General features: G+C 62.3%; 29 protein-coding genes. 11 read left to right on the top strand and 18 right to left on the bottom strand.

Annotated features, from left to right (window positions below; translation table 11 throughout):
- Window positions 1-3: 3 nt before the first annotated feature.
- The 4 genes from mftD to mftA form a co-directional block, all read right to left on the bottom strand.
- Window positions 4-1,182 carry a pre-mycofactocin synthase MftD gene (mftD, locus tag ATN37_RS30300; RefSeq protein WP_218696043.1) on the bottom strand — a complete coding sequence of 393 codons (1,179 nt, stop codon included), beginning with the start codon at window positions 1,180-1,182 and terminating at the stop codon, window positions 4-6.
- Window positions 1,183-1,237: 55 nt separating this feature from the next.
- The gene (gene mftC, locus ATN37_RS30305) at window positions 1,238-2,455 is read right to left on the bottom strand and encodes a mycofactocin radical SAM maturase (protein ID WP_003942089.1); all 1,218 of its coding nucleotides are present in this window, start codon (window positions 2,453-2,455) and stop codon (window positions 1,238-1,240) included.
- A 76-nt stretch (window positions 2,456-2,531) separates the two neighbouring features.
- Window positions 2,532-2,819 carry a mycofactocin biosynthesis chaperone MftB gene (gene mftB / locus ATN37_RS30310; protein WP_007728309.1) on the bottom strand — a complete coding sequence of 96 codons (288 nt, stop codon included), beginning with the start codon at window positions 2,817-2,819 and terminating at the stop codon, window positions 2,532-2,534.
- Window positions 2,804-2,899: a mycofactocin precursor MftA gene (mftA, locus tag ATN37_RS30315; protein WP_063836238.1), complete on the bottom strand. Its 96-nt coding sequence runs from the start codon at window positions 2,897-2,899 to the stop codon at window positions 2,804-2,806. Before mftA ends, mftB begins: the two co-directional genes overlap by 16 nt.
- Window positions 2,900-3,049: 150 nt before the next feature.
- Between mftA and mftR the strand changes: the two genes are divergently transcribed.
- Both mftR and mftM read left to right on the top strand, forming a co-directional pair.
- Window positions 3,050-3,649: a mycofactocin system transcriptional regulator gene (gene mftR, locus ATN37_RS30320; protein WP_007728311.1), complete on the top strand. Its 600-nt coding sequence runs from the start codon at window positions 3,050-3,052 to the stop codon at window positions 3,647-3,649.
- 29 nt (window positions 3,650-3,678) lie between these two features.
- A complete protein-coding gene (gene mftM / locus ATN37_RS30325; RefSeq protein WP_218696044.1) occupies window positions 3,679-4,512 on the top strand; it encodes a mycofactocin oligosaccharide methyltransferase MftM in 834 nt (277 codons plus the stop codon).
- A 6-nt stretch (window positions 4,513-4,518) separates the two neighbouring features.
- On the opposite strand, the gene ATN37_RS30330 is transcribed toward mftM, so the two are convergent.
- Window positions 4,519-4,722, bottom strand: coding sequence for a DUF4287 domain-containing protein (locus ATN37_RS30330; RefSeq protein WP_007728313.1), 204 nt, complete (start codon window positions 4,720-4,722; stop codon window positions 4,519-4,521).
- Window positions 4,723-4,863: 141 nt separating this feature from the next.
- On the opposite strand from ATN37_RS30330, the gene ATN37_RS30335 reads away from it, so the two are divergent.
- A complete protein-coding gene (locus ATN37_RS30335) occupies window positions 4,864-5,076 on the top strand; it encodes a molybdopterin-binding protein (RefSeq protein WP_003942061.1) in 213 nt (70 codons plus the stop codon).
- A gap of 16 nt (window positions 5,077-5,092) precedes the next feature.
- Here the strand turns inward: ATN37_RS30335 and ATN37_RS30340 are convergent, their stop codons facing one another.
- Entirely contained in the window at window positions 5,093-5,518 is a 426-nt protein-coding gene (locus ATN37_RS30340) for a DUF6314 family protein (RefSeq protein ID WP_042920992.1), read from the bottom strand.
- 110 nt (window positions 5,519-5,628) lie between these two features.
- Here ATN37_RS30340 and ATN37_RS30345 point away from each other — a divergent pair, with 110 nt between their 5' ends.
- Both ATN37_RS30345 and ATN37_RS30350 read left to right on the top strand, forming a co-directional pair.
- Window positions 5,629-6,105, top strand: coding sequence for a MaoC/PaaZ C-terminal domain-containing protein (locus ATN37_RS30345; protein WP_007728315.1), 477 nt, complete (start codon window positions 5,629-5,631; stop codon window positions 6,103-6,105).
- A gap of 233 nt (window positions 6,106-6,338) precedes the next feature.
- Window positions 6,339-7,127, top strand: coding sequence for a thioesterase family protein (locus ATN37_RS30350; protein ID WP_218696045.1), 789 nt, complete (start codon window positions 6,339-6,341; stop codon window positions 7,125-7,127).
- 12 nt (window positions 7,128-7,139) lie between these two features.
- On the opposite strand, the gene ATN37_RS30355 is transcribed toward ATN37_RS30350, so the two are convergent.
- Together ATN37_RS30355 and ATN37_RS30360 are read right to left on the bottom strand one after the other, a co-directional pair.
- The gene (locus tag ATN37_RS30355; protein WP_214927355.1) at window positions 7,140-8,810 is read right to left on the bottom strand and encodes an ABC transporter permease; all 1,671 of its coding nucleotides are present in this window, start codon (window positions 8,808-8,810) and stop codon (window positions 7,140-7,142) included.
- On the bottom strand, window positions 8,807-9,742 hold the full coding sequence (locus ATN37_RS30360; protein WP_003942009.1) for an ABC transporter ATP-binding protein: 936 nt from the start codon (window positions 9,740-9,742) through the stop codon (window positions 8,807-8,809). The genes ATN37_RS30355 and ATN37_RS30360 overlap by 4 nt, the downstream gene beginning before the upstream one ends.
- A 68-nt stretch (window positions 9,743-9,810) precedes the next feature.
- On the opposite strand from ATN37_RS30360, the gene ATN37_RS30365 reads away from it, so the two are divergent.
- On the top strand, window positions 9,811-10,305 hold the full coding sequence (locus tag ATN37_RS30365; protein WP_007728322.1) for a GbsR/MarR family transcriptional regulator: 495 nt from the start codon (window positions 9,811-9,813) through the stop codon (window positions 10,303-10,305).
- 83 nt (window positions 10,306-10,388) lie between these two features.
- Window positions 10,389-10,928, top strand: coding sequence for a hypothetical protein (locus ATN37_RS30370; protein ID WP_007728324.1), 540 nt, complete (start codon window positions 10,389-10,391; stop codon window positions 10,926-10,928).
- Here the strand turns inward: ATN37_RS30370 and ATN37_RS30375 are convergent.
- The 3 genes from ATN37_RS30375 to ATN37_RS30385 are packed head-to-tail and all read right to left on the bottom strand — an operon-like array spanning window position 10,925 to window position 14,242.
- Window positions 10,925-11,608, bottom strand: a complete 684-nt coding sequence (locus ATN37_RS30375; RefSeq protein ID WP_003942005.1) for a response regulator transcription factor — start codon at window positions 11,606-11,608, stop codon at window positions 10,925-10,927. The two genes, ATN37_RS30370 and ATN37_RS30375, sit on opposite strands and share 4 nt — an antisense overlap.
- Window positions 11,605-12,978 carry a GAF domain-containing sensor histidine kinase gene (locus tag ATN37_RS30380; RefSeq protein WP_003941844.1) on the bottom strand — a complete coding sequence of 458 codons (1,374 nt, stop codon included), beginning with the start codon at window positions 12,976-12,978 and terminating at the stop codon, window positions 11,605-11,607. Before ATN37_RS30380 ends, ATN37_RS30375 begins: the two co-directional genes overlap by 4 nt.
- A gap of 58 nt (window positions 12,979-13,036) precedes the next feature.
- Complete coding sequence (locus ATN37_RS30385) at window positions 13,037-14,242, bottom strand: iron-containing alcohol dehydrogenase (RefSeq protein WP_218696046.1); 1,206 nt, start codon at window positions 14,240-14,242, stop codon at window positions 13,037-13,039.
- Window positions 14,243-14,677: 435 nt separating this feature from the next.
- Here ATN37_RS30385 and ATN37_RS30390 point away from each other — a divergent pair, with 435 nt between their 5' ends.
- On the top strand, window positions 14,678-15,040 hold the full coding sequence (locus ATN37_RS30390) for an RNHCP domain-containing protein (protein WP_003941922.1): 363 nt from the start codon (window positions 14,678-14,680) through the stop codon (window positions 15,038-15,040).
- An 11-nt stretch (window positions 15,041-15,051) separates the two neighbouring features.
- Complete coding sequence (locus ATN37_RS30395; protein WP_054187804.1) at window positions 15,052-15,471, top strand: RNHCP domain-containing protein; 420 nt, start codon at window positions 15,052-15,054, stop codon at window positions 15,469-15,471.
- On the opposite strand, the gene ATN37_RS30400 is transcribed toward ATN37_RS30395, so the two are convergent.
- The 4 genes from ATN37_RS30400 to mdo all read right to left on the bottom strand — a co-directional run bounded on the left by ATN37_RS30400 (window position 15,460) and on the right by mdo (window position 19,826).
- A complete protein-coding gene (locus ATN37_RS30400) occupies window positions 15,460-15,807 on the bottom strand; it encodes a hypothetical protein (RefSeq protein WP_054827750.1) in 348 nt (115 codons plus the stop codon). The genes ATN37_RS30395 and ATN37_RS30400 overlap by 12 nt on opposite strands.
- A 56-nt stretch (window positions 15,808-15,863) precedes the next feature.
- Window positions 15,864-17,387 carry a VWA domain-containing protein gene (locus ATN37_RS30405; protein ID WP_042921003.1) on the bottom strand — a complete coding sequence of 508 codons (1,524 nt, stop codon included), beginning with the start codon at window positions 17,385-17,387 and terminating at the stop codon, window positions 15,864-15,866.
- The gene (locus ATN37_RS30410; RefSeq protein ID WP_063314739.1) at window positions 17,384-18,466 is read right to left on the bottom strand and encodes a MoxR family ATPase; all 1,083 of its coding nucleotides are present in this window, start codon (window positions 18,464-18,466) and stop codon (window positions 17,384-17,386) included. The genes ATN37_RS30405 and ATN37_RS30410 overlap by 4 nt, the downstream gene beginning before the upstream one ends.
- A gap of 85 nt (window positions 18,467-18,551) precedes the next feature.
- Window positions 18,552-19,826 carry an NDMA-dependent methanol dehydrogenase gene (mdo, locus tag ATN37_RS30415; protein WP_003942095.1) on the bottom strand — a complete coding sequence of 425 codons (1,275 nt, stop codon included), beginning with the start codon at window positions 19,824-19,826 and terminating at the stop codon, window positions 18,552-18,554.
- A 361-nt stretch (window positions 19,827-20,187) separates the two neighbouring features.
- Between mdo and ATN37_RS30420 the strand changes: the two genes are divergently transcribed.
- Complete coding sequence (locus ATN37_RS30420; protein WP_054827751.1) at window positions 20,188-21,243, top strand: ferredoxin--NADP reductase; 1,056 nt, start codon at window positions 20,188-20,190, stop codon at window positions 21,241-21,243.
- Here the strand turns inward: ATN37_RS30420 and ATN37_RS30425 are convergent.
- Both ATN37_RS30425 and ATN37_RS30430 read right to left on the bottom strand, forming a co-directional pair.
- Window positions 21,215-22,531, bottom strand: a complete 1,317-nt coding sequence (locus ATN37_RS30425; protein WP_218696047.1) for a glycosyltransferase 87 family protein — start codon at window positions 22,529-22,531, stop codon at window positions 21,215-21,217. The genes ATN37_RS30420 and ATN37_RS30425 overlap by 29 nt on opposite strands.
- Before the next feature lie 38 nt (window positions 22,532-22,569).
- On the bottom strand, window positions 22,570-23,307 hold the full coding sequence (locus ATN37_RS30430) for a DNA alkylation repair protein (RefSeq protein ID WP_054827752.1): 738 nt from the start codon (window positions 23,305-23,307) through the stop codon (window positions 22,570-22,572).
- Window positions 23,308-23,668: 361 nt separating this feature from the next.
- Between ATN37_RS30430 and ATN37_RS30435 the strand changes: the two genes are divergently transcribed.
- Window positions 23,669-24,037, top strand: coding sequence for an SPW repeat protein (locus ATN37_RS30435; RefSeq protein WP_003941901.1), 369 nt, complete (start codon window positions 23,669-23,671; stop codon window positions 24,035-24,037).
- 47 nt (window positions 24,038-24,084) lie between these two features.
- On the opposite strand, the gene ATN37_RS30440 is transcribed toward ATN37_RS30435, so the two are convergent.
- Window positions 24,085-24,849, bottom strand: coding sequence for a glutamate racemase (locus tag ATN37_RS30440; RefSeq protein ID WP_218696048.1), 765 nt, complete (start codon window positions 24,847-24,849; stop codon window positions 24,085-24,087).
- Between the last annotated feature and the right edge of the window lie 36 nt (window positions 24,850-24,885).

Consider the following 24,885-nt stretch of genomic DNA (forward strand, 5'->3'; position numbering starts at 1 on the left):
ATCTCAGCTGGCACCCAATGTGCGTGTGAACCCTTCCGGTATCACCAGGTCCGCCGGGCTCAGTTCGGTGATGGACGAGTGGCCGAGGCCCATCAGCCCCGAGTCGATGCCCATCCGCATGAGGTCGAGCACGTTCTCGACACCGGCCTGGCCGTTGGCCGAGAGGCCCCACAGGTAGGCGCGCCCGAGCATGACGGCCCTGGCTCCGAGTGCGAGCGCCTTGACGACGTCGCCGCCGCGTCGAATGCCGCCGTCGAGAACAACTTCCACCTGATCGCCCACGGCCTCGGCAATGCCCGGGAGCACACGGATCGGCGCCGGGGTGCCGTCGAGGTTGTTACCACCGTGGTTGGAGACCGAGATAGCGGAGACACCGGCGTCGACAGCTCGCTTGGCGTCGTCGATGCGCATGATGCCCTTGAGCATGAACGGTCCACCCCACTGCTCACGAAGCCAGGCGATGTCTTCCCACGTCGGAAGCGGAGTCTGCATCCACTCGCCGTATGCGCCGAAGAACGTCGGTGCAGGCTGGCCGGGAGCCGCGAGGTTGGGGGTGGTCAGGTCCGGGATCTTGCCGGTCTTGGCGAACTCGAGCAACCACTTCGGGCGCATGATTCCCTCGGGTGCGAACTGGAACATCGCCTTGAGGTCCATCTTTTCGGGGATGGACGGGCTGCCCCAGTCGCGACCGTACGAGAAGGACCAGTCGGTGGTGATGATCAGGCCCTTGGCACCGGCAGCGCGAGCGCGCTCCATACGCTGCAGGAGCACGTCGCGGCTACCGACCCAATACATCTGGAAGAAGACCTGCGGGTTGGCCGCGGCAACTTCTTCGATGGACTTGCTGGCAAAAGAACTCAGTCCGATGGCTGTTCCCCGTGCTGCAGCCGCACGGGCTACCGCTACTTCACCGTCGGGGTGCACTGCCTGCACACCGGTCGGTGAAATCATGACGGGCAACGAAATGTCCTGGCCCATAATGGTGGTGGACATCTCGCGCTTGTCCGACAGCCCGGCAGCGTGGGGAGCGAAACCCAATTCGCTGAATGCCGCGACGTTGTCGTCGACCGTCAGCCCTTTCTCGGATCCCGCCACCAACGCCGCGTACACGGACTTGGGCAACCTCTTCTTCGCACGGCGCTGTGCTTCTGCCACCGTCTCGAAGAAAGCATTCTTAGCCATTGAACTGACCTCTCTGGGGTGCAGCTTTCGCCGCACTGTCGGTATCGCGCAGTAGTTACTGCATTCCCGCAAGCGGGTTTTCGTCACAAATCTTGGCGGGCGGACGCATCATCAGTGTCAGTGGCACCGATGCGCGTGGGGTCTTACGTTGACCGGAACGGGAGTGGTCGACACTGGACTTCGGGACCTCGCCCGCCGACGCCAGTGCCATTTCACCGTTACCGATGACGCACTCGGGGTCAGGTCCGTCCATCGGCAGTCCGGTGAAGAACTTGGCCGCCATGCAGCCGCCGCGGCAGGAGTCGTAGTGGTTGCACTTGCTGCAGGCGCCACCGGTTTGGGGCGAGCGCAGCTCCTCGAACAGGTCCGAGTGCTGCCAGACTTCCTGGAATCCACCGTCTTTCACGATGTTTCCGGCGAGGAACTGCTCGTGAATCGCGAAGGGGCATGCGTACACGTCACCGACCGGGTCGATCAGGCACACGACGCGGCCCGCGCCACAGAGATTGAGACCGGGCAGTGCATCGCCGAAGGCGGAGAGGTGGAAGAACGAGTCGCCCGTCAGGACGCCTTCGCCATTGGCGACCAGCCAGTTGTAGAGCTCACGCTGCTGCTCCGGACGCGGGTGCAGGTCGTCCCACACGTCGGCGCCGCGGCCCGAAGGACGCAGTCGAGTGATGCGCAGGGTCGCGTCGTACTTGTCCGCGAGAGCCTTGAACTCGTCGAGCTGACTGACGTTGTGCCGCGTGACGACCACCGAAATCTTGGCGTCCTTGAAGCCGGCTTCCTTCAGGTTCGCGAGAGCGCGCTCGGCCATCGCGAACGAACCAGGCCCGCGCACAGCGTCATTGACCTCAGCGGTGGCACCGTCGATGGAAATCTGCACGTCGACGTAGTCACTGGCTGCGAGGCGCGCCGCGACCTTCTTGTCGATCTTCACGCCGTTGGTGGAGAACTTCACACCAACCTGGTGGTCGGTCGCGTAGTCGACGAGCTCCCAGAAGTCGGAGCGTACCGTCGGCTCGCCGCCACCGATGTTGACGTAGAAAACCTGCATACGCTGCAGCTCGTCGATGATGGACTTGCACTGTTCGGTGCTCAGCTCGTTGGGGTCACGACGACCCGACGACGAAAGGCAGTGCACGCAGGACAGGTTGCAGGCGTAGGTGAGTTCCCACGTCAGGCAGATGGGGGCGTCGAGTCCGAGTTCGAACTGATCGACGAGGCGACCCACCTTGGCGGGCGGGGAGGGCTGTTCAAGAACTGAGGTCATGGCTGTGTCCTCGCGAAGAAATGAAGCGGGCGAACGTGCGGAAGGGCTGTTCCGCACGTGGGGGCGAGCGTCTGGCTCAGACAGGCACGATCATGTGCGAGTCGGCGAGAGTGCTCAGCGCGCGGGCATATTGGGGAGCCGCGTCATCTTCGATGCCTTGCGCACGTAGTGCGGACCGGACATCAGGATGGTCTGGCAACGCCTTGACCACCGCAACGATGGTCGTGTTCTTCAGGAACGACAGCTTGCGTGTTCCGAAGTGGTAGAGCAACGCCCCGAAAGGTTCGGGGCGAAGCGCTACCTGCGGGTGGAGTTTCCACCCCGCATCGAGATCCAAAGCAGACACGGTCAGTACACGCCGCACATGCCGTCGATGGAAACTTCCTCCACGAGGGACTCCTCGACGAGGTCGTTCTCGAGCGCCTTGTTGTCACGATCTGACATGGATTCCTCCTGCGGTCGCACTCCGTCTGGAAGTCTGTAGATCAGACTTCCAACCTGGGAGTTGGTGGTCACTAGTGGGACTTCACTGTGACTCGGTTCACCACTGTAATGGCATCGAGTGCAGAATGACACACATGGAGCGAAAAAAGTATGCGTAGCCGCAAGAAACCGTCCGCTCGGATAGGTCGTCGCCCCTCCACAACGAAGGAGGGAATCAGCACGATCGGGATCGAACTGTTCTCGACAGTCGGCTTCAACGAGGTGAGCGTCGACCAGATAGCCGATGCCGCCGGCATCGCGCGTCGGACCTTCTTTCGCTACTTCCCGTCCAAGAACGCCGTCCCCTGGGGAGACTTCGACGGACATCTCGACGAGATGCGCGAGCACCTGGATTCACTGCCCGCTGATATTCCGTTGGTCGACGCACTCGAATCCGCATTGTTGACGTTCAACACCTTCCCACCGGAAGAGACTGCGGTACATCGCAAACGGATGGAATTGATCCTCGAAGTTCCGACGCTTCAGGCATACTCTGTGGTGATGTACGAAGGTTGGCGGCAGGTGGTCGCCGACTACGTCGCACGCCGAATGAATCTCGAGCCGACCGATCACGGCCCACGCACGGTCGGCTATCTTCTGCTCGGGGTCGCGATGTCGGCGTACGAGCAGTGGCTCACCGACGATTCACTCGAGCTACCGGAACTCTTGAAAACAGGTACGCAGTCCCTGCGGACCGGTATCAGCACCTGAGAAAGCATCACCACCTGAGAAAGGCGATCATGTCCACCATCACGAACGAACCCGTCCTGGATTCCCTGGCGCCGTCGACGCCGGGCTTGTGGTCGTTCGGGCATGTCACCGTCGAACGCGTCGAGTCCGGTCCGATCTCGCTCGATCGCCGAGGCGGTCGCCTCCACGTCAGGCACTCCCTCACTCCCGCCGATCTGAGTGAGCGACTCGTCGCCGGAGTCACCTCGTCCATCCAGGACGCGGAGTTCGGTCAGGACGAATTCGAGTTGACGATGGTCGGCCTGGTTCGCTCCACCGTGGACGGCGCTCTCGAATCCTGGACCACCTACTACCGGAACTCACTTGCCGAACTACTGGACGGCACTGCAGATTTCGCGCCGATTCACGACAAAGCCGAAGAGCTGGTCCGCGGTTCCGTGCTCGATCTGGGTTCCTGCTTCGGTTTCCTGCCCCTGCGGCTCGCGCGCGCCGGAATGGACGTGACCGCCACGGACATCCTGCCCGGAACGATGATCCTGCTCGACGCGGTTGCCCCCGAACTCGGCATCACGATCGACACGGTGATCTGCGACGCGGGTGAAGTACCGGCACCGGACAACAGCGCCGACACCGTCACCGCGATTCATCTCCTCGAACACGTCGACGACGCAGTCGGCGAGGCCGTGATCGCGCAAGCACTCCGGATCGCGCGTCAACGGGTCGTCCTTGCCGTCCCCTTCGAATACGAAGCCACCGCGTGCCACGGCCACATCCGCACTTTCGATCTCGAGTCACTGCGTGCGGTCGGCCGGCAGAGCCGTGTGCCGTTCGAGGTATTCGAGCATCACGGCGGCTGGTTGGTGCTGGACGCATCGGCCGCCTGAAAAGAACTACCCTTCTTTCAGCGTATGGGCGACAAGCGCATTCGCGTGCCCATGACCCATACCGTGCTCCGACTTCAACCAGTTGACCAATTCCATGTGCTTCGTGAGGTCTGAGCTTCTGATCAGCTCTTGCCATTCACCGATCGGCCGACCGTACTTCTTCTCGATCGACGGAAAATACGACGCCGGGCCTTTCACGGGTTCAGTCATGACCGGAATCTACCTCCACCGCCCGACAATATTCGCGCACCGGCGGCGCCCGCATGTCCGCACCTGCGGAATCGCTGGGTAGATACGCGACCATCGCATTATGGTCGAAGAACACCCACCCGAGAGCACAGGAGTTCAGCGATGCGACTGTCCACACGAAATCAACTCACCGGCACCATAACCGAGGTCAACCTCGGCACCGTCATGGCGACGGTCAAGGTGAAGTTGGACGGCGGGAATCAGATTGTGACCTCGTCGATCACCCGCGATGCCGCACTGGATCTCGATCTTGAACCAGGCCAAGCCGCAACGGTATTCGTGAAGTCCACCGAGGTGACGATCGGCGTCGAGTAACTGGCGAGCGATGTGATCAGGGCCGGGTGAGATGCGTGGTCATCGTGTAGTCCTTGCTCGGCCCCGTCACGGTCCAGACGACAGTCCAGGTCGATCGATCTCCGGCAGTGACGTCGATTCGCCCGCGGTAGGTATCCGCACCGCACAGGTGCTCGACTTCCTCCCCCGGCGCCCAGTCGTGGAACTCTCTGCCGTCTTCGAATGTCACGGCCCACTCGAGGCCGCGCTCGGCAACGAACAGAGTTCGGAACACGGGTAATTCCAGGTCGCCGTCACGCAGCGTGCCGCTCTCGTACCAGCGCATCCGACCGTCACCGGCGTCGGAGATAGTGGTCTCGCCGAATACATGCTTGGTGGAACCGGAAAGGCGGTCGACGATGTCCCGCTCGAAGTGCCACTTTCCTACCAGCGCCCTCGGCTCGATTTTCGCGTCGTCGACCATGTGGCGATTCTAGTGACCCTGCATTGCCCGACGACACCGGAGACCGACTCGAACACACTGCGAGAGTATGTTCCGAGTACACCCGGAACACGCAGGAGATTTTCACAACCATGAACGATTCGGCCGCCCTTCACAAACGCGCAGTGTTCGCCGAGGATCTCGAGATCGGCCAAGTGATCCCATTGGGTTCGTATTCGGTGACCGAAGAGGAAATCGTCGAGTTCGCAACTCAGTGGGATCCCCAGTGGTTTCACGTCGACAAGGAAGCCGCCGAGTCCGGCGTCTTCGGCGGGTTGATCGCCAGCGGGCTGCACACCCTGTCGATCTGCCAGAAGTTGGTGGTCGCCAGTCTCTACGACCAGTGGAACGTGATCGCCGGGAAAACCATGCGCGACGTGAGCTTCCTCCGTCCGCTTCGCCCCGGTGACACCCTGAGCGGAAAGGTCACCGTCGACAACGTCGTGTTCGACAATCGCGCGCGAGGATTGGTGACCATCACAGCGAAATTGGTCGATGCACACGGCAATCGCGTTCTCGACGTGGTCACTGACGCCTACCTGCACTGCCGCTCGACTCGCGGACAGTGAATTATCGGTAAATTTCGCACCACACTGTTCGAATTGCCGTACTTTCAGTGACGTTGCGACGCAACAATACCCATCCCTGCAATCAGGAGTTCCTCACACATGAGCAGCCTCGGCGAGATCAATCCTCTCGGCATTCTTCAGATCCTCATCTACATGCTCTTCGGTGGGTCGTCCAGCACTCCCGAATAGACCCTAGCTTGCCATAGCCATAGTCAGCATCTAGGGTGCTGACTATGGCAATTACTAGTCAGGCATCAGTGGCGGCCGCGCCGTCGACCGACGCAGCGCGTCATCACACCGAATTCGACTCCAGTTGGCGGAGTTTCAACGGCATCCAGGGCGGACTCGCAATTGCACGGATGCTGCGGGTGGCGGCCGACGCGTCCGGAGCCGAACCGCTGGCAGTCACGGCGCATCTGGACCGCCCCGTTCCTCCTGGGCCGGCCGAGTTGACTGTCGGCGAGATGCGGGGCGGGCGGACCGTCAGTTGCCACGTCACGCTGACCGGTTCGGGATCCGCTCTCGTTCGGTTGGCCCGCGACATAGGAGCTACAACAATGTCCGCCCCTGTCGCCGAACCGGCTCCGGCCGACCCGTCAACCCTGCCGCCGCTGGAGATCCCGGTGGATTTTGTGCCGTTCGCCCAGCACCTCGACATCCGGCCGATCAATTCCGCGAGGCCGTTCGCCGGTGGCGACTCCCCTGAATTCGACGTCTGGATCCGCCTGCTCACAGACCTCGATTTCACGGCCCAAGAGCGTGCCGCGGTACTTCTCGACGCGCTTCCGCCCGGACTGTTCGCGACACTGACGATGCCCGTGGCCATACCGACCATCGAGTTCACCGCGCATTTCACCCCGGAGTACCTCACGGCAGATCCCCGAACACTGTCACCGTGGTATCGCCTACGCCACGGGACTGCCTGGGCGACGAACACTCTCTGTGTTGACGAATCCGAACTATTCGACTCGACCGGACGACTTGCTGCTCGGGCTCGCCAGCTTCGTCGAATTCTGAGTTGAGTTTCAGCTCTCCTACACCTGGAGGTCGCGAGCACGGAACGCAACAAGCGATGCTGTCGAAAGCACCACTGCCACAACGATCATTGCCAGCAGTGGCAGAACTGTCACCGGCTCGGCAGGGGCACCCGGCACGTGAGTGTAGGGCGACAGATCCAGCACTACCTGCGGAAGCTTCAGCAACGTGCCGAGTTGCCCGAGCACGATGCATGCCGCCAAGATTCCCCAGGAGAGCGCCGACGCGTACGTCGGAAACAGTCCGAAAGCCAACGACACCAACCCCACGACTACGAGCACCGCAGGCAGATAGGCCAACGCGGCGCCAGTCATGCGAAGTGTGTTGCCGCCGATGTCGTCCGTGACGAGCCCGAAGGCAAAACCGGTGAAGGCACCCATCAAGACGTGCGCGAGGATCACGCCGCCCACAACCACACCCAGGTGGGAAAGCATCCACCTCCACCGCGACAAAGACGTTGCCAGCAACGGTTCGAGCCGTCCCGAAGTTTCCTCGCCCCGCATCCGGAGAAGACTCTGGACCGAATACGCCGCGATGACTATCGACGTGAGCCCCAGAGCAGTGGCCAAGTAGGAATCCACCAGATCCGATCCGCCGCCGCCAAGTTTCTCGAACATCTCCGCGGTCTGCTGCGACGATCCCACCATCGCGTCGATCTCGTTGCCCACAGCGCCGTACGCGAACCCGAGTATGACAACGGCAAAGATCCACCAGAACATCGTCATTCGCTGCATGCGCCACGCCAGGCCCCAAGCCGACGGTAGCCACGATGCCGCGACTGGCGGGCCGGGTCGGGGCTGAACGAGTCCCGCTCCCTGATCGCGATGGCCGATGAGAACAAAAGCCACCACCACGTGCACAGCCGCGAATCCGATCAGCAACAACAGGATCCACCAGGCGTCGTCGTCGAAAGGTCTGATCTGTTGTGCCCATCCGATCGGCGAGAGCCACGACAACCAGCCACTGACCACCCGAGTTCCGTCGTCGACGACCGTACTGTTCACGTCGCCGATCGCGCGCAGCATGAAGGCAACGCCGATCGCGGCACCCGCCAGGCCGTTGGCCGTACGAGCACCGTCGGTGATCTGCGCCGTCACGGCTGCCACTCCGGCAAACGCGATTCCGGTCCCACCTATCGAGGCGCCCAACGCGAACGAACCGACGACAGGCAAACCGACGGCGATCGATCCCAGTGCAATTCCCAGTGCAAGAACGACGTTCGCACCGACCGTTACGATCAATGCGGAGGTCAGGAGCGCTCGTCGACCTACCACCGCTGCACCGATCATCTCGGCTCGGCCGGTCTCCTCGTTCTGTCGCGTATGGCGAACCACCGCTAGGGTGCTCATCAATGCGGCCACCAACGCGAACACGAGCACCGACTGACTGGCGACTATCGCGCCCTGCGAATCACCGGACACGATCCCGTTGGTCGCCAGCGCGACCGGCGATACCGCGGAACTGACTGCGATGTTTCGTAATTCCTCGGGTGTCGAGTACAGCCCGGTCACACTGGCGACAACCAGCAGCATGAACAAAACGATGGAGATAACCCACACGGAGAGCTGAATTCGGTCCCGCCGCAAAGCCAGCCGAACCAGTCGGCGTGTGCCGGTGAATTGACTTGCCGAGGCCGGTACCGGTGGAGCGGCCTCGACAACAACGGTCACGGCCGTACTCCGGTCTCGGCTCGCAGGTGTACCGAAGTCTCCCTAGCCCGTTCGTCACCGTAATGCCGCAAGAAAAGTTCTTCGAGAGTCGGCGGAGTGGAAGTGAGCGCCACGATTCCGAATCCGACCAAGTACGTCATGAGTGGTCCGAGTTGCGCGCTGTCGACTTCGCAGGTGACGTGGTTACCGTCGATCACCGCGTCGTGGACACCGCCGAGTCCGTCGAGTCCACCGATCGGACGCTGCGTCTCCGCCGCGACGGACGTGCGCGTGAGATGCCTGAGTTCGGACAGTGTTCCCTCTTCCACCGTTCGCCCGTCGCGGATGATGCTCACGCGATCGCACAGCGCTTCGACCTCGGCGAGGATATGGCTCGACAGCAGTACCGTCTTTCCGGCGTGAGCCACCTCCTCGACGCAGTCCTGGAATACCGCCTCCATCAACGGGTCGAGCCCCGATGTGGGTTCGTCGAGGACGTAAAGGTCGACGTCGGACGAGAACGCGGCCACGAGTGCAACCTTCTGCCGGTTACCTTTCGAGTACGTACGCGCCTTCTTGGTCGGGTCCAATTCGAAGCGATCGAGCAACTCGCTGCGGCGTTTTCGGTCCAAGCCACCGCGCAGGCCCGCCAACAGATCGATAGCCTCACCGCCGGTGAGGTTGGGCCACAGATTCACGTCGCCAGGCACATAGGCGAGACGTCGATGCAAAGTAACAGCGTCTCGCCACGGATCGCCGCCGAGAACGGTTGCGTCTCCGGAGTCCGAGCGGAGCAGGCCGAGGAGCACCCGAATAGTGGTGGACTTTCCGGAACCGTTCGGCCCCAGGAATCCGTGCACTTCACCCGTCGAGACGTCGAGGTCGAGGCCGTCCAGCGCGCGGGTGGTACCGAAGGTCTTGACGAGGCTTTTCACTGAAATTGCCGCACCCATGAATTTGACCGTACGCCGATTTCACAAATGTGTGAAGATAGAAAAGACGGAAAGATCGAAGGGTTCCGATGACCGACACCAGCCACACCGTTGCACCGGACGAGAGCCGACACTATGTCGAGCGACTCTCACTCGTACTGAGCGACATGGGTTTTCCGCCGATGCCCGCCCGCGTCTGGGCCGCGTTGATGACCAGCGAGACACCCTCGTCCACGCCAGGAGATCTCGGATCTCGGTTGGGAGTGAGCCCCGCCGCCATTTCCGGAGCCGTCCGATACCTCCAGCAAGTCGGATTGATCGAGCGTGTGGCCGTCCCCGGATCGCGGCGTCAGCACTACTGCGTCAGCGTCGACATGTGGGCCGACGCGTTTGTCACGAAACAGTCCTCGCTCTACCAGGTCTCGGCAGTTGCGGACGAGGGCATACGAGTCCTCGGTGAAGGAACAACAGCCGGCGATCGTATGGCCGATCTGCGCGACTTCTTCGACTTCATGGCCGCGGAAATGCCGCGAATGCTCGCGGACTGGCGCTCCCGGCGAAAAGACCGGACACCTGGCAGGTAACTTCAGGTTTACCCGCAATTTCGGCGGGGTACCTCAATTCTCGTTCCAGCATGGTCAGGTGCGGTGTAATCGAGGAGTTGCTGATGAAGCTGTCGATCAGGGGCGCGAACACTTCACCGACTCCACCCTTCGCGCGTACCGCTTCACCCGAAACCTGTGAACGATCGATTTCCCTGAATCGCACCGCCGCCGAGGCATTCGCCGGTGATCACCATGCACTGTCGAAACTACTGGCCCGGTTGCACCCTCGCGTCGTTCTCTACTATCGCGCCAGACTCCTCGGGACGCCCGTCGCGACATTCGCCGACGATCTCGCCCACCAATGCACCCTGGACGTCGTCACACGAATGTCCGACACGATCTCGGCCGACACACGCATCGAGACCTTCGCGTACGAGTTGGCCTCTCGACGAATTGCGTCAATTCCCCAGTCACGCAACATCGACGGACAATTCAAACGCCCGCGTCGCCTGACCGACGACCAACGTGAGGTTCTGGTACTACGAATCGCAGTGGGTCTGACTGCCGAGATGACCGCGTCGACTCTGCGCACAACTCGTTCGAGCGTGCTCCTCCTACAGCATCAAGCGCTGCGCGCCTGGACGGTCTCCGAGCAGAGCTAGATCAGACCTTGCTTACTCGCGGCGTAGACGGCCTCTGCTCGACGGCTCACCTCGAGTTTGCGCATGATGTTGCTGACGTGAAACTTGACGGTGGTCGGTGAGATGAACAATCTCTCACCGATCTTGATGTTGGACAAGCCGTTTGCGAGGAGTCTGAGCACTTCGAGTTCGCGATCGGTCAATCGTTCTTTCGACGACGACTGCCCGTTGAGCGATCGCACGACAGCTGACGCGCTGCGCGAATCGAACGCACTCTCACCCCGCGAGACCGCCCTGATCGCACGCACCAATTCGGTGGTGTCGACGTCTTTGACGACATAGCCGCGAGCACCCGCGTGCACCGCTCGCACCACCAGTTGATCGTCGAGAAACGTGGTGAGAACCAACAGTCCGAGGCCGGGATGCGCCGAGGACAGCTGGCCACACAGGGTCAGTCCCTCGTAGTCGGAACTGGCGGAGAGTTTGAGATCCATCAGGACGATGTCCGGGCCGACCTTGTCGACCACGGCGAGTGCCTCGGCGAGGGACGACGCCTCCCCCACGATCTCGAGATCGCTTTCGCGCTCGAGAACCGAGCGGAGCCCTTGCCGCAGAATTGCATGGTCGTCGACCAGGACGATTCGAACCAATCCCTGAACCGGCGATGCTCCGCGGGTGATGACGGGACGCGCAGTGGTCATGATTCCTCGCTCTCGATTTCAGTGGTGGAGCAAAGGTTTTCCATGCCCGAGTCGAACGGCAGTGGTAGTCGCACGAGAATCTGAATCCCACCGATCCGCGCGCGCCGTACTTCGAGCGCACCACCCAACTCGAGTGTTCGCGCCTGCATGTTCGCGAGACCGCGATGGCGGCCGTCGACGTCGTTGGTGGCTGCGAGTTTGAGGATCAGACGCATTCGCGCAGGGTCGCCGTCACCGTCGTCGGAGACCGACAGCAACACGGAGTCCGCCCGATAGGTCAGACGTAGCACCGCCCGATTCGCGTGAGCATGGACCGCTGCATTGAAGAGAGCTTCCCCCGCGATCCGGAGAAGAGCGTGTTCGGCATCGCCCGGAAGTTCGGTCGGGGTACCGCCGACGCGAACGCTCACCGCCAACTCGTCCGGCATGTGAACCACGCCGAGTTGCTCGAGCATCTCGGGCAACGACGTCCGGTCCGCGTCCGACGAATGATTGAGCGCGTAGATCGCCGAACGAAGCTGCTCGACCGCCCTCCTGGTCAAATCCTTTGCCAAGTCCAGTCTTTCACTGCGTTCAGCCTCCGGGATGTCACTCCGGCAGACCTCGATCTGCATGCCGGCCGACAACACCGCCTGTGTCACACTGTCGTGCAGTTCGCGGGCGATCCGGTGACGTTCGTCGTCGACCACTTGGTGCCGGTGCGCCACTCCGAGTTGACGCTGGGTGGACTCCAATTCGCTGTTGCGCACCGCAAGGTCGGCTGCAGTACGATTGGCCTCCGCATACGCATCTTCGGCACGCTCGAGCAGCAGTTGTCCGCGCTGATAGAGCGCCGAATTCTGCAGAGCCACAGCAGTCTGGCTGGCCAGAATGCTGAGCACGGCTCCGTCCGTCGTGTCGAGGGTTCGGTTGGCCGGCGTCCAGGCTGCAAAGGCACCTACCACGCCGCCACCGAGCACGATCGGCACAAACGCGTAGTGCGCGTCGATCACCGAGTTGGATTCGATTCTTCCGTACCGGATGTCGTCGAGGCATTCGACGACATCCTCCGGAAGTGGCGGCCCCTCCACATTGTCGACCAGAAAAGGGGTGGCGTCCGGGCCGAGAACCAGTCGCCGTGGTCCGGCGTCGGGCAAAGTTCCGTCAGCCAAGGCGAAGACAATCCAGTTGGCACTCAGATGCGCACGGGCAGCTTCCGCGACCGCGCAGACGAGGGTTTCCGGCCCCTCGACGGTGCGCACCAAAGCCCGCGAGATCAACTCCAAGGCATGCACGACGCGTTCGAGGCGCTCGGCCGCACCGCGATACTGCGGGTAGAACGAACTCTTACCCGATCGTAATCCGGTGAGCCGGGACAGGTCCGCGGTCATCGCCTGCACCAATTCACAGCGTCCCTCTTCACAGCGTCCATCTTCACAGCGTCCATCTTCACAAGGCACCTCGGAACAACGCCACCATCTGTTCCTGCGTCGCTTCCCTGGGATTGGTGGACATGCAGGCGTCGAGCAACGCGAAGCTGGCGAGCCTACTCAGGTCTTCCTCGCGAACACCCAACTCCCCCAGCCCCTTCGGCACACCGACCTCCCGGGCGAGACGTTCGACACGGTCGGCCACCGCCAGCGCTGCTTCCTCCGGGGTGCCGCGCTGCTCGGGAAGACTCAGTGCCGCAGCGATGGCGACAAAGGGGGCGGCGTCCGTGGTGGAATTGAACCGGATGACGTGGGGCAAGAGAATTCCGTTGATGACGCCGTGCGGAAGGTCGAGCATGCCGCCCACCTGATGGCTCATGGCGTGCGCGGCTCCGAGTATCGCGTTGGTGAACGCCAACCCGGCCTCGAGGCTCGCCTGCGCCATCACCGATCGAGCTTCCATCTCCATCGGGTCCTGGATCGTGTGCACCAGATTCTCGGTCACGAGGCCGACAGCGCGGAGCGCGTGATGATCGGTCAACGGATTGTGCGCCAGTGAGACGAAGGCTTCGATTCCGTGCGTCAGTGCGTCCAATCCTGTTGCTGCATTGAGCCACTCGGGCATCGTCGTGAGCAACCGCGGATCGATGACCGTCACATCTGGAACCAGCGCCCGGCCGATGATGGTGATCTTGGTGCCGCGGGTCGTGTCCGTGACGATGCAGAACTGCGACACGTCCGCGCCCGTGCCGGACGTGGTGGGAACCATCACCAACGGCGGGATCGGTTTGGTCGCCTGATCTACCCCCTCGTAGTCGAGTATGTTGCCACCGTTGGCAGCGAGGACGGCTACACTTTTAGCCGCGTCGATGACCGAACCGCCGCCGAGCGCGATGATGACGTCACACTCGCCTTCCTGGTACACCTCGAAACCGGCCGCGATCTCGAAGTCCTTGGGATTGGGCGTCAGCCCTGACCACACCGTCGCCGTCAATCCCTGCTCCGTGAGATGGTCTTCGAGTTCGCTGACCCATCCCGCGTCGATCAGACCGGGATCGGTGACCAGGAATGGTCGGAACCCGCCGAACCTCAGAGTCGCGTGTGCTGCCTCGACCAGGGAACCGATACCGAAGACGATCTCGGGGGCGTGAAATTTGACCAGTCGAGCAGCAGTGCCGCGGCGATGAACACCGTGGTTCACAGCATCCGGGTATGCCACGGACACGACCCCACTCTCCTCTCGCTGCTCTGAGATCTCCGGTCGGGATTTCGCATCCGTCGCTCTCAGCGCATCAACTCCCACGTGCACACACTGGTGTGATCCACCTTACAATCGCTGGCCCCGAGCCTACGCGGACAGCAGTCGGGGCACACCCACCGAAGGAGAGGCGCTTACCTACCCGTTCGGGCAGGTAAGGCGTCTCGGGAAAATGAATGGCGCGGCGAGAAGGTCCCGCTGTACTTTCGGTTGCGGCCAGAGTGGCCCGTAGAACCGATTCAGAAGGTGTTTATGACCCAGCCCGCGCCGAGCGCGCCTCCCGCCCCTGCACTGCCGGCAACCTCGAGGGTCACGTGCTGATCCTCGAAACGTCGGACTGACAGCCGCGAGGCCCCCTCGGCCTGCTCCTACTGCTTTGTTCACTCAGCTAGGAGTTCTCCAGTGCCTCAATCACACAATTCCATCTCGAAAACCGACACCTTCTCGTGCATTCAGTGCGGACTCACAGTCATGACGTACGGCCCCGATGGTGATCGCCGAAACCACTGCCCCAGTTGCCTGCATTCCCGACACCTGTTCGACCAGGTGGAAGGTGGACCGTCGGACTGCGGAATGCGGATGGCTCCCATTTCGATCGCAGTACTGCGCAGTGGCGATTGGATGATCATCCACCGCTGCGCACAGTGCCTCGAGCTCACCTCCAACCCCGTCAGCCGTGACGACAACCAGTTGTTGTTGATGAGAATGGCAGTGCGGCCGCTCGCGCAACCGCCCTTCCCGCTCGAAGCCTTCGGCGACTTGTGAAGGGGAATCAGATGCCACGTAGGAATCCCAGCACCCGCGCGCGGCGGGCACCGCAACGGGCCAAGCACGTACTGCACGGAATCGGCGGAGAACAAGGATCGAGCTTCCGTTGTCTCACATGCCGTTTGGACATCTCCACTGCGGCGCCGGGTACCGCTCATCGGAACCACTGCCCGAACTGTCTGGCCAGCCGCCACGTGGACGGTCGCGTTCCGGGCGACCGAGCACAACAGTGCCGAGGTGCCATGGCGGCGCTGTGCCTGTCGGTCCGTCAAGACGGTGAATGGATGCTCGTTCACCAGTGTGTCGAGTGCAATACGTTGAAAGTCAACAGGATTGCCGGCGACGACAACGTCTTGGTCCTGCTGCGCTTGGCGCTACGTCCGTTGGCAGACCCTCGCCTGCGCTCGCGCGCGTTGCTAGCGCTCTGATGATTCGTCCGGTGCAATCGTGCGGTTCTGCGCACGATTACACCGGACGAACACCACGAACACGATCCCGGCGAGCAAGCCGACCGCCGTCGGTCCGAGGACCAGTCCCGAGTACAGCCACGGGGCAGGTTCTGCCGGAAAGAGGTCCATGAATATGGGTCCGGTGTATGTCGGTTCGGAAAACGGCTCCCGATAGGATCCTCCGGTGAGAATGTGCGGTGACGCCAACGACTTCCACCACCACTGAAACACGCCGAGCGCCACAACCCCACACACGGCGCCGAGCACTGTCAGCGCCGCGATCGGTCGCCAGATCGATCCCCTGATTTCGGACATGAGATCAAACTAGTTCACGACAGATCGCGCAGTGACATCGGTGAAGTGCACTGACATCAGCGAAGTGCGTGCCCCAACTCGGCGGCCTTTGCCATCAGTTGCGCGGCATCTCGGGCAACAACAACCTCGTCGCAGATCTCCGAATACTCCGGCATCGCGCACGACGCCTGGTTCCAGTAACGTTGTGGTTCAGGCGTGATCCATGCCAGGCGGTGGACCTTTCGGCGGAGTTCCTCGAGCTTGTCCGCCTGCGGGGGCAACCCGTTGCACCGACCGTCGCCCACGATGATGACAGACGTCCGTGAGTTCAAGGTGTTTCCGTGCTCGTCCAACAATTCTGTGAGCACCCGCCCGTAATCGCTGCTGGCTTCCAGATCCAGACCCGGGTGCGCGAGTACCGCGGCCAGTGCGCCGTCACCACTACTGGCGAGAAGGGTGTCGGTCACGTCGACCGGACGATCGACGAAGGCGAGGACTTCACAACGATCTGCTCGGCGATGCATTGCCTGAGCCAAGCGCAGAGTGAACGCGGTGATGGGGCGCACGGACAGCGACACGTCGGCGATGAGAAGTAGTCGAACACGATCGGGGCGAGGAGCTTTCACGACGAGATGGAAGGGTATCCCGTCGGTGCGCAGGCTCGAACGCACCGTGCGCCGCATGTCGAGATGCCCACGAGAGCGCTCACGGGGCCGAGGTCTGGACGGTCCTCTCATCCGCCGAAGCACTTCGTGGCACGCGAGTTCGATGTCGTTGTGCGTTGCGCCCGCGGCAGATTCACTGTCGGGCGCATCGGGAGCGGTTTCGGCGAGTGCAGCTGCCGAGAGTGCTTGCACGAACGCTTCGACCGCCTCGACGAGCCGGTTCAATTGTGCTTGCGTCAACGGCCCGTCGTCGGAGACATCTGCATACGCTTTGCTCGGGTCGTAGGCATCCAACCAGGCGAGGATCGACGTCGGATCGTCCCAGGACAGCGAGCCGACCACTGCTGCAGCAACACTGGTGCTCAGGTCACCGACCACCGCCGATGCTGCACGGTCCACGTCGACCGTGTAACTGACTCCGCGTCGACCGGTCTCCGAACCGGTATCGACCGACAGTTCGGCATCGCTCGACGTCATCGACACATCGTCGTCGTCCTTGTGCGGGTTGAAGCCCTTCTCCGCTTCCGGAGTGTCGAAGTAGTCGCCGACCTCGGCTGCACGCTCGTTGTACTCGGCGTACCGACCAACTTCTTGATCCTCGTCGATCCCCAGCGCGGTGGGCAGACCGTCCGCCACCTCGGCGCGCGACCCCATCCGCTCGCCGTGCGCTTTGCCTGCGGCCGGCCGGAACAGCGCGTCGAATGCCCGATCGAAACCGGCCTGCTCGTGAGAGTACTTGGCGCACACTGCCCGAAGACATGCTCGCAACGTCTCACGATCCGAAGCGCCGACCATCGCGAGAACACGCCGAACCTCGATGACCTCGGCCGGTGACGCGGAAACTCCGGCCGCCCTCAGCAATCGGCCGAAACTCGCGGACACCACGTCGAGAACAAACGACGGTTGCCACACGGCAAGGCCACCGAGCGTCGTCATCGCGTCGAACGGATTCCGCTGCCGCCGCGGATTCCCTGTTGATGAGGGTCACGTCCACCCGTGCCCCGGAACACGGCCGTCGTCGTGTTGGCGGGTTTGCTTGCCACCGTGGACCGCTCGATCGGCTCGCCGCCGTCACGCGACGGTGATTCGAGACGCTTTCCGTCGAATCGTTCCTTGGCCAGCGTCACATCGGACGAGTACTTGAGCAACGCCGTGAGCAGGATGTCGCGCACCTTGGCGTCGGAAGCGGTGTCGAATCCGCCGGCCGCGAGCACTGTTGCCGCTCTGGCCGCGTCGATGACCTCCGAGATGGACGGACTCTTGCGCAGCGGGAGGTCACGCAAGATGCGAGCCAATTCGACGACCTCGGTGGCCGTAGCCGAATCCACCTCCGGCGCTCGGGCCGTGACGATCTCGCGTTCACGCTCCGACGTCGGATAGCCGAGATGGTAATGCAGACAACGACGCTTGAGTGCGGGTGAGAGCTCGCGGGTGTCGTTGGACGTCAGGATGACCCAGGGCTGCGAGCGGGCAACGAACGTACCGACCTCGGGAATGGTGATCTGCTGTTCGGCGAGAATTTCGAGGAGCAGTGCTTCCATCGATTCCTCGGTGCGGTCTACCTCGTCGACCAGAAGCACTACCGGATCGGGTGAGAGGATTGCTTCGAGCAGCGGTCGTACGGACAGGAAGTTCTCGGAGTACAAACCGAAATCCTGATCGGCCAGAAACTTGGACGCTTCGGCGACGCTGTCGAATTCGGAAACCTGATCGCTGATCCGGTCGCGGAGCATCTGCACGTGCAGGAGTTGCTTCGCGTAGTCCCATTCGTACAGGGCGCGATTGTCGTCCAGCCCTTCGTAGCACTGCAATCGCACCAGTTTGCGGCCCCCGATCGCAGCCAGAGACTTCGCCAGTTCCGTCTTGCCGACACCGGCCGGACCTTCGAGCAGGAGCGGACGCCCCAGCGCCGTCGCCAGATGAACGACTACCGCGAACTCGTCATCGGCAATGTAGTCCTGCTCTCGCAGAGCATCTTTCACTTCGATTCCGCTGGAGAAACTGCGACCGGACATGGAATACCTTTCATGGGGGGCAAGCCCCTGTGCGCCTTTTTGGTAGTGCGGGCTACCAAAAAGGCACACGGGGCCGAAGGCCCTGCTAGAAGTACGACTTGTTGATCGCGTGATCGACAACCGGGATCATCGACTCCACGGTCACCTCACGGGGATTGCCCGGGGTGCACCAGTCGTCCTGAATGTGCTCGGAGATGGCGCGCACAGTCTTCTCGTCACCCTTGATGACATCACCACGGCCCTCGTACTTCTTGGTGTTCATCTGGTTCTTCGCGTACGAGTCGGTGCGAACTTGACCGAAGTTGTCGGGGATACCGACGTCCTTGGCCAGACGGATGGCAGCCTCGACGGCAGCATCTGCGGCCTGAACCGTGGTGAGGTTGCGAGTGTCGACACCGAGTGCGCCGGCCAACTGGGCGTAGCGCTCGTAGCGCGAAGGCAGGTTGTACTCCCACACACGCGGCAACGCGATGGCGTTGTTCAGACCGTGGTGGCTGTCGAAGAAGGCACTGACCGCGTGCGAGATCGAGTGAACGATGCCGAGGCCACCGGAGTTGAAGGCCTGCCCGGCAATGTACTGCGCGTTCATCATTCCCTCGCGGGCCTTGAGGTTGCGAGGCTCGAAGACGGCCTCGCGCAGGTTCTTCGCGACCAACTCGACCGAGTAGATCGCGTTACCGAGCGAAGGCGCGAAATCGAGACGAGACACGAAAGGCTCACTGCCGTGCGCGAGTACGTCGAAGCCGCAGTACGCGGTGAAATGCTGAGGGCAGGTGTAGTAGAGCAGCGGATCGTCAATCGCCAGGGTGACGATGGTCGCCTCGTCGAAGCCCACCCACTTGTGCGGGTTGTTCATGTCCGACGTGTCGGTGATGACGTACGCCCACGACGTCTCGGAACCCGTTCCGGCCGTGGTGGATACGGCGATATGGGGCGGGTTCTCCTTGTTGGTGGACTTGGCGAAGCCCTCGAACTCGTTGATGTTGCGACCGTCGTGTGCGATCACGACGCGAGCGCCCTTGGCGGCGTCGTGGCTCGAACCACCGCCGATCGAGATGATCGAGTCGCACTTCTCCTTCTGGTAGAGAGCCGCGGCCTCCATGACGTTGTAGTCCTTGGGATTCGACTCGACCTTGTCGTAGAGCACGACCTCGACACCCTGGTACTCGATCTTGCCGACGAGTTCCTCGATGATGCCCGAACCGCGCAGACCGGTCGTCATCAGAAGGGTGCGCTTGAAGCCGAGGTTCTTGGCCTCCACCCCGATGATGTCGTGAGCGCCCACACCCATCAGGGCGCGAGGGAAGGGGTGGAACTCCTTGATGGGAAAGTCCCAGATCTGGTTGAGCTCGATAGCCATCGGTATCTCCTCAGGGATGTGCACGAATGTGACTGCGGGAGGGATTCGAGCCGAATCTTTGTGACCGGCGTCTCACCTGGTTCCCACTGTGTACCGACAAACAGCCCGTGCACAGACTTCGGCAGCTCAACCGCCCGGACGCCGCTCACGAACCGCCCGTTCGGGCAGGTCGACGCCACCCCGGACTGCCAGGACGGCTGGATCAGACCGCCGTGGTTCCCGCTGATCGGGAACGTGTTGCTCGGCGACTACGATCCCCAGTAGCTTTTCATCACTGCTAACATTGAACTAGAACACGTTCTAGATGTTGCACTTCACTGACCTGCGCTTTACCCAGCTTCACGAGAGGACTAGCTTCGCGATGACGACAGTCGAGGTACCGCACAGCTCGCGATCGGCGGTACTCACCGTGTCCGGAGTCATCGAAGAGACTTCCGACGCCCGGTCGCTGGTGTTCGAGATTCCCGCAGAACTGAAGGACAAGTTCGACTACAAGCCAGGTCAATTCCTGACCCTGCGCATCCCGAGTGATCAGACCGGCTCGGTCGCACGCTGCTACTCGCTGGCCAGTTCACCCTTCACCGACGACGCCCCCAAGGTGACCGTCAAGCGAACCGTCGACGGCTACGGCTCCAACTGGTTGTGCGACAAGCTCCAGGTCGGCGACACCATCGAAGTGCTGCCGCCGTCAGGTGTCTTCACGCCCAAGTCGCTCGATCACGACTTCCTGCTCTTCGGTGCAGGCAGCGGAATCACTCCGGTGATCTCGATCCTCAAGTCCGCCCTCACGCAGGGCAGCGGCAACGTCGTGCTCATCTACGCGAATCGCGACGAGAAGTCCGTCATCTTCGGCGCCGAACTTCGCGAATTGGCAGCGCAACACCCCGGCCGCCTCACCGTTGTCCACTGGATCGAAACCGTGCAGGGACTCCCCGCCGTCTCACAGTTGGCGACACTGTCCAAGCCATTTGTCGCGTACGAGGCCTTCATGTGCGGTCCGGGCCCCTTCATGGACGCCGTCCACAAGGCACTGGCAGAGGCCGGCATGCCCCGCACGCAGGTTCACGCCGAGGTCTTCAATTCACTCGCGGGTGACCCGTTCCGTGACGTCGAGGTAGCCGAGGTCTCCGACGAGGAAGCAGCCGACGCCGCAACCGTCGAGGTCGAACTGGACGGTGAAACCCACACCCTCGTCTGGCCGCGCAAGCAGACGCTCGTCGACATCATGCTCGCCAAGGGCCTCGACGTGCCGTACTCCTGCCAGGAAGGCGAGTGCGGGTCGTGTGCCTGCACCGTCACCGAAGGCGAAGTTCAGATGGACAACTCCGAGATCCTCGACGCCGAGGACGTGGCGAACGGCTACATCCTCGGTTGCCAGGCGAAGCCGATCACCGATCACCTGAAGATCGAGTTCTGAACCCTGCTTCGATGCATGACGGCCCCTGATTCCCTGCGGAATCGGGGGCTTTGTCATGTTCGGAGTCTCCCGAGTCATCTTCCGAGTCCCGCCGCGAAACCCACGCAGGCGCCGTTGTGGGCAACCGCCACAGCGCAAGAATCAGCACCAGGGTCACGATCAGGAAGCCCTCACGAAGGAGCAACCCGAACGGCAGCAGGAGCGGCGACGTCTCGATGAACTGCTGTCCCATACTCGGCCCGCAGTAGACGATGGCCAACCCCAGAGCGGCCGCACCGAACTGCAGCGGCGATCGAAGCCGAAAGAGAACCGTGACGGCAGCAGGCACGAGATACACCCAGTGGTGAATCCAGCTGATCGGCGAAAGAATCGGCGCGCTCAATCCGATCACCAACGCCGCATCGACCGCTCGCCCGACGCGATAGACATCTCGGGCGATCCATAGCGCTACCCCCGCGCACAGCACGGTCGACGGCATCGCCAGAGACGCTGTCCATGGGCCCAGCGCGGCAAGTCCGCCCTGCAGCGAACTGTTGCCGGCACTCGCGATCGCCTGCCCGCTCAAATCCACCCGGTCGGTGAGGTTCCAGACGACGTCCGACCAGAAGGTCCAGCTGACGGCCGGGTCCACCACTGCTGCGACGGCGGTCGCCGCGGCAAATCCGATCGAACTCCAGATCGCGAGTCGCCACTGCTTCGTGACGACGAAGTAGACGATGAAGAGAGCCGGAGTCAGCTTGATCGCGGCCGCGACGCCAATCAGCAGTCCTCGCGGAAACCACCGGCCGAATCTCGAATCCTCTCGGCGAGTCACGTCGAGCAGTACGAGCACCATCAGCACCAAGTTCACCTGGCCGAATGAGATGTGCGCACTGACGATGGGGGTCACCGACACGGCCAGGACCAATGCCGCCATGACGAGCGGCCGCTTGGGGACGCGAGCGGGAGTGAACCTCGCAACCGTCCACACCAACGCCGCGATGCACAATCCCGACCACAGCAGATAGGCAGTCCACCAGTCGAAGAGGACAGTCGGCCAGAGGAAGATCACCGCGAATGGGGTGTAGGTGAACGGCATACCCTCGTCGACGATCAACGGGCCGGACAAATTCCCCTCGTAGATGTTCGATCCCGCTGCGAACGCCTGGGCAGCGTAGCGGTAGACGAGAAAATCAACGGGTTCGACGGCTCGAACGGAGTACACGAGATAACACAGAGCTGCGACGCCGGCAGCGATCAGTGAACCGATCGTCACAATTCGAGACGCCTCGACACGGGTGGCGGGCATACCGAGAATCGTCCCACAACCTACCGAGCGGTACTTCGCTAGCGGGCCGCCCGGAAGTGCGCTCGCTCGTCTGCGGTCAGGTGTTCGCACGCGTAGCTCAGCGCCGTGCGTCCCATGTCTGCTGCATTCTTCGCGAGGAAACCGGTCAACAAATCCCGGTCCACCCGCTTGCCCACCTCGCGGAGCATCCAGCCCATCGCTTTCTGGGTCAGGTCTCGTCGATCACCCAGCACCTGCGCGGCAAGCTCGAGCGTGGTCGACCCGTCGCCGCGAGTGATGAATCCGTACGTCGTCAGCAGCGCCACCCGTCGTCGCCACAGGTCACCCGAATCGGAAAGCTCGAAGATCAGCCGGCGATCTCGGTCGTACAGCCAGCCGCCGAGGATCTGTCCGGCGGACGAATCCACGAGATCCCAATTGTTCACCCGCCCGTACTCGACAGCGCTGAGATAGAAGTCGGCGATGCGGGCGCGACTCTCGTCGTCGAAAAATTTTGGGCGACTGACCTTTTCGAATCGAGCAACCAGGATCAACAGACCGGCCAAGCGATGCTCGTGGACGTCGCTGTCGAGAAGGAGGCGTACCTGAGGCAACTCGAGACCGACATGCTTCTTCACCACCGAACGCGTCTTCGGTACTCGCACGCCGATGAAGACGTCACCCTCGCCGTACTCCCCCGGCGCTGTCTTGAAGAACTTTTGTAGCTGGACGGCATCCGCGGGATCCGCGAGGTCGGCCAACTGTTCGATCACGTCCTGGGCACTCGATTGCGTCACCCCAGAACCTTCTCACGGGTCGTCTGTGCGGACTCTTCGATTCTCTCAGCGTCCTCACACCGTGTGCCCTGCTCGGCCACAGGTCGGCAGACGACACTCGAGGACAGTCAGTGAAAGGACCACCCATGATCACCGCCGCTATCGCATTCACCACTCTCACCCTCATGGCACTCTCGGGACATATCGCGGCCAGCGCTCCGCGCGGGCTCGTGGCAATCCGGACGAATAGTCACAAATCTTGATATTCGAGCCGCCACATCGCCTCTAACTGCAACGCGAATGCAATTGGCGGAGAGTTGATCTCGATCTGCCGCGGGCGTGTACTACAGGTGGACACACTCTCGTCTTTGGAGGTCTCGTCATGAAGTCGTGGAATCGAATGCAAGATGCCGTCGCGGTGGTTCTCGGCGTCTTTGCGGCTCTCTCGCCGATGTGGCTCGACACCACCGATCGGGCAATGTGGTCACTCGTCGTCCTGGGTGTCCTGGTTGCACTGTCGGGTCTGGCGCACATGGCACGTCCGGACATGGCCATGGCGGATTACGCGATGGGCGTTTTCGGCGTCTTGATGTTCATTTCACCCTGGGTCATGAGCTTCGACGCTCTACGCGGTGCGTCGTGGACGGCCTGGGTGGTCGGGGTCCTGACCGTTGTGGTCGCGGTGAGTGCGATGCCGGTGATGAGTGCGCGGATGCATCACGGGGGTCACGGCGGCGTAGCCGCACATTGACGGAGCGGCGTAGCCGCCCATTGATGAATGGCTGGCTGCAGGCTGGATCAGGCTTTGATCGCGCCCAACAACCGCCCGGCGTCGAAGGCTTCGGCGCTGGGCGGTAGCGCGCCCGGACGTCCACTCACGAAAACCTCGACGGTTCCCGATCCTTCACCCGCGTCACCGAGCCCGTCGATCCGCCGCAGGGTCTGTCGTGCAACGGCTTCGGCACTGTCGAAGAGTGTGACACCGGCGGGTAGCTGCGCTGCGATTTCGTCCGCGAGCAGTGGGTAGTGCGTGCAGCCGAGGACAACGCCGTTGACGTCGTCCGGCGTCCGGGCCACTGCGGATTCGATGGCTGCAAGTGCGGCTGCACGATCACCGAGGTCTATCGAATCGGCCAGGCCGTGGCACGGCACCCCGACGACCTTGGCGCCGTTGCCGAACTGTTCGATCAGATCGGCTTGGTACCGGCTGGCAGTCGTCGCGGCGGTAGCCCAGATCGCCACTGAATCGCACGCGGCGGCCGCGGGCTTGATCGCGGGCACCGTTCCGATGACCGGCACACCCGGTCCGACCAGTTCGCGGACGTGTGGGAGAGCGGTGACGCTCGCGGTATTGCATGGAAGAACGATGACCTGAGCCCCACGATCGAGGCTCCGCCGCACCGCACCGAGTACCCGGTCGACGACCCACGGCTCGGGCTTGGGCCCCCAGGGGGCGCCGTCCGGATCGAGGGACAGCACAAGATCGAGATCCGGGCGCAGGCGTCTGAGCCACGCAGAGGTAGGGAGCAGGCCCAGTCCCGAGTCGATGAGTGCAACGATCACCGCACAAATCTATCGTCTCGGTACCGGTCCTGCCTC

This window comes from Rhodococcus sp. MH15 (assembly GCF_019266045.1).
Classification (GTDB): Bacteria; Actinomycetota; Actinomycetes; order Mycobacteriales; family Mycobacteriaceae; genus Rhodococcus_F; species Rhodococcus_F qingshengii.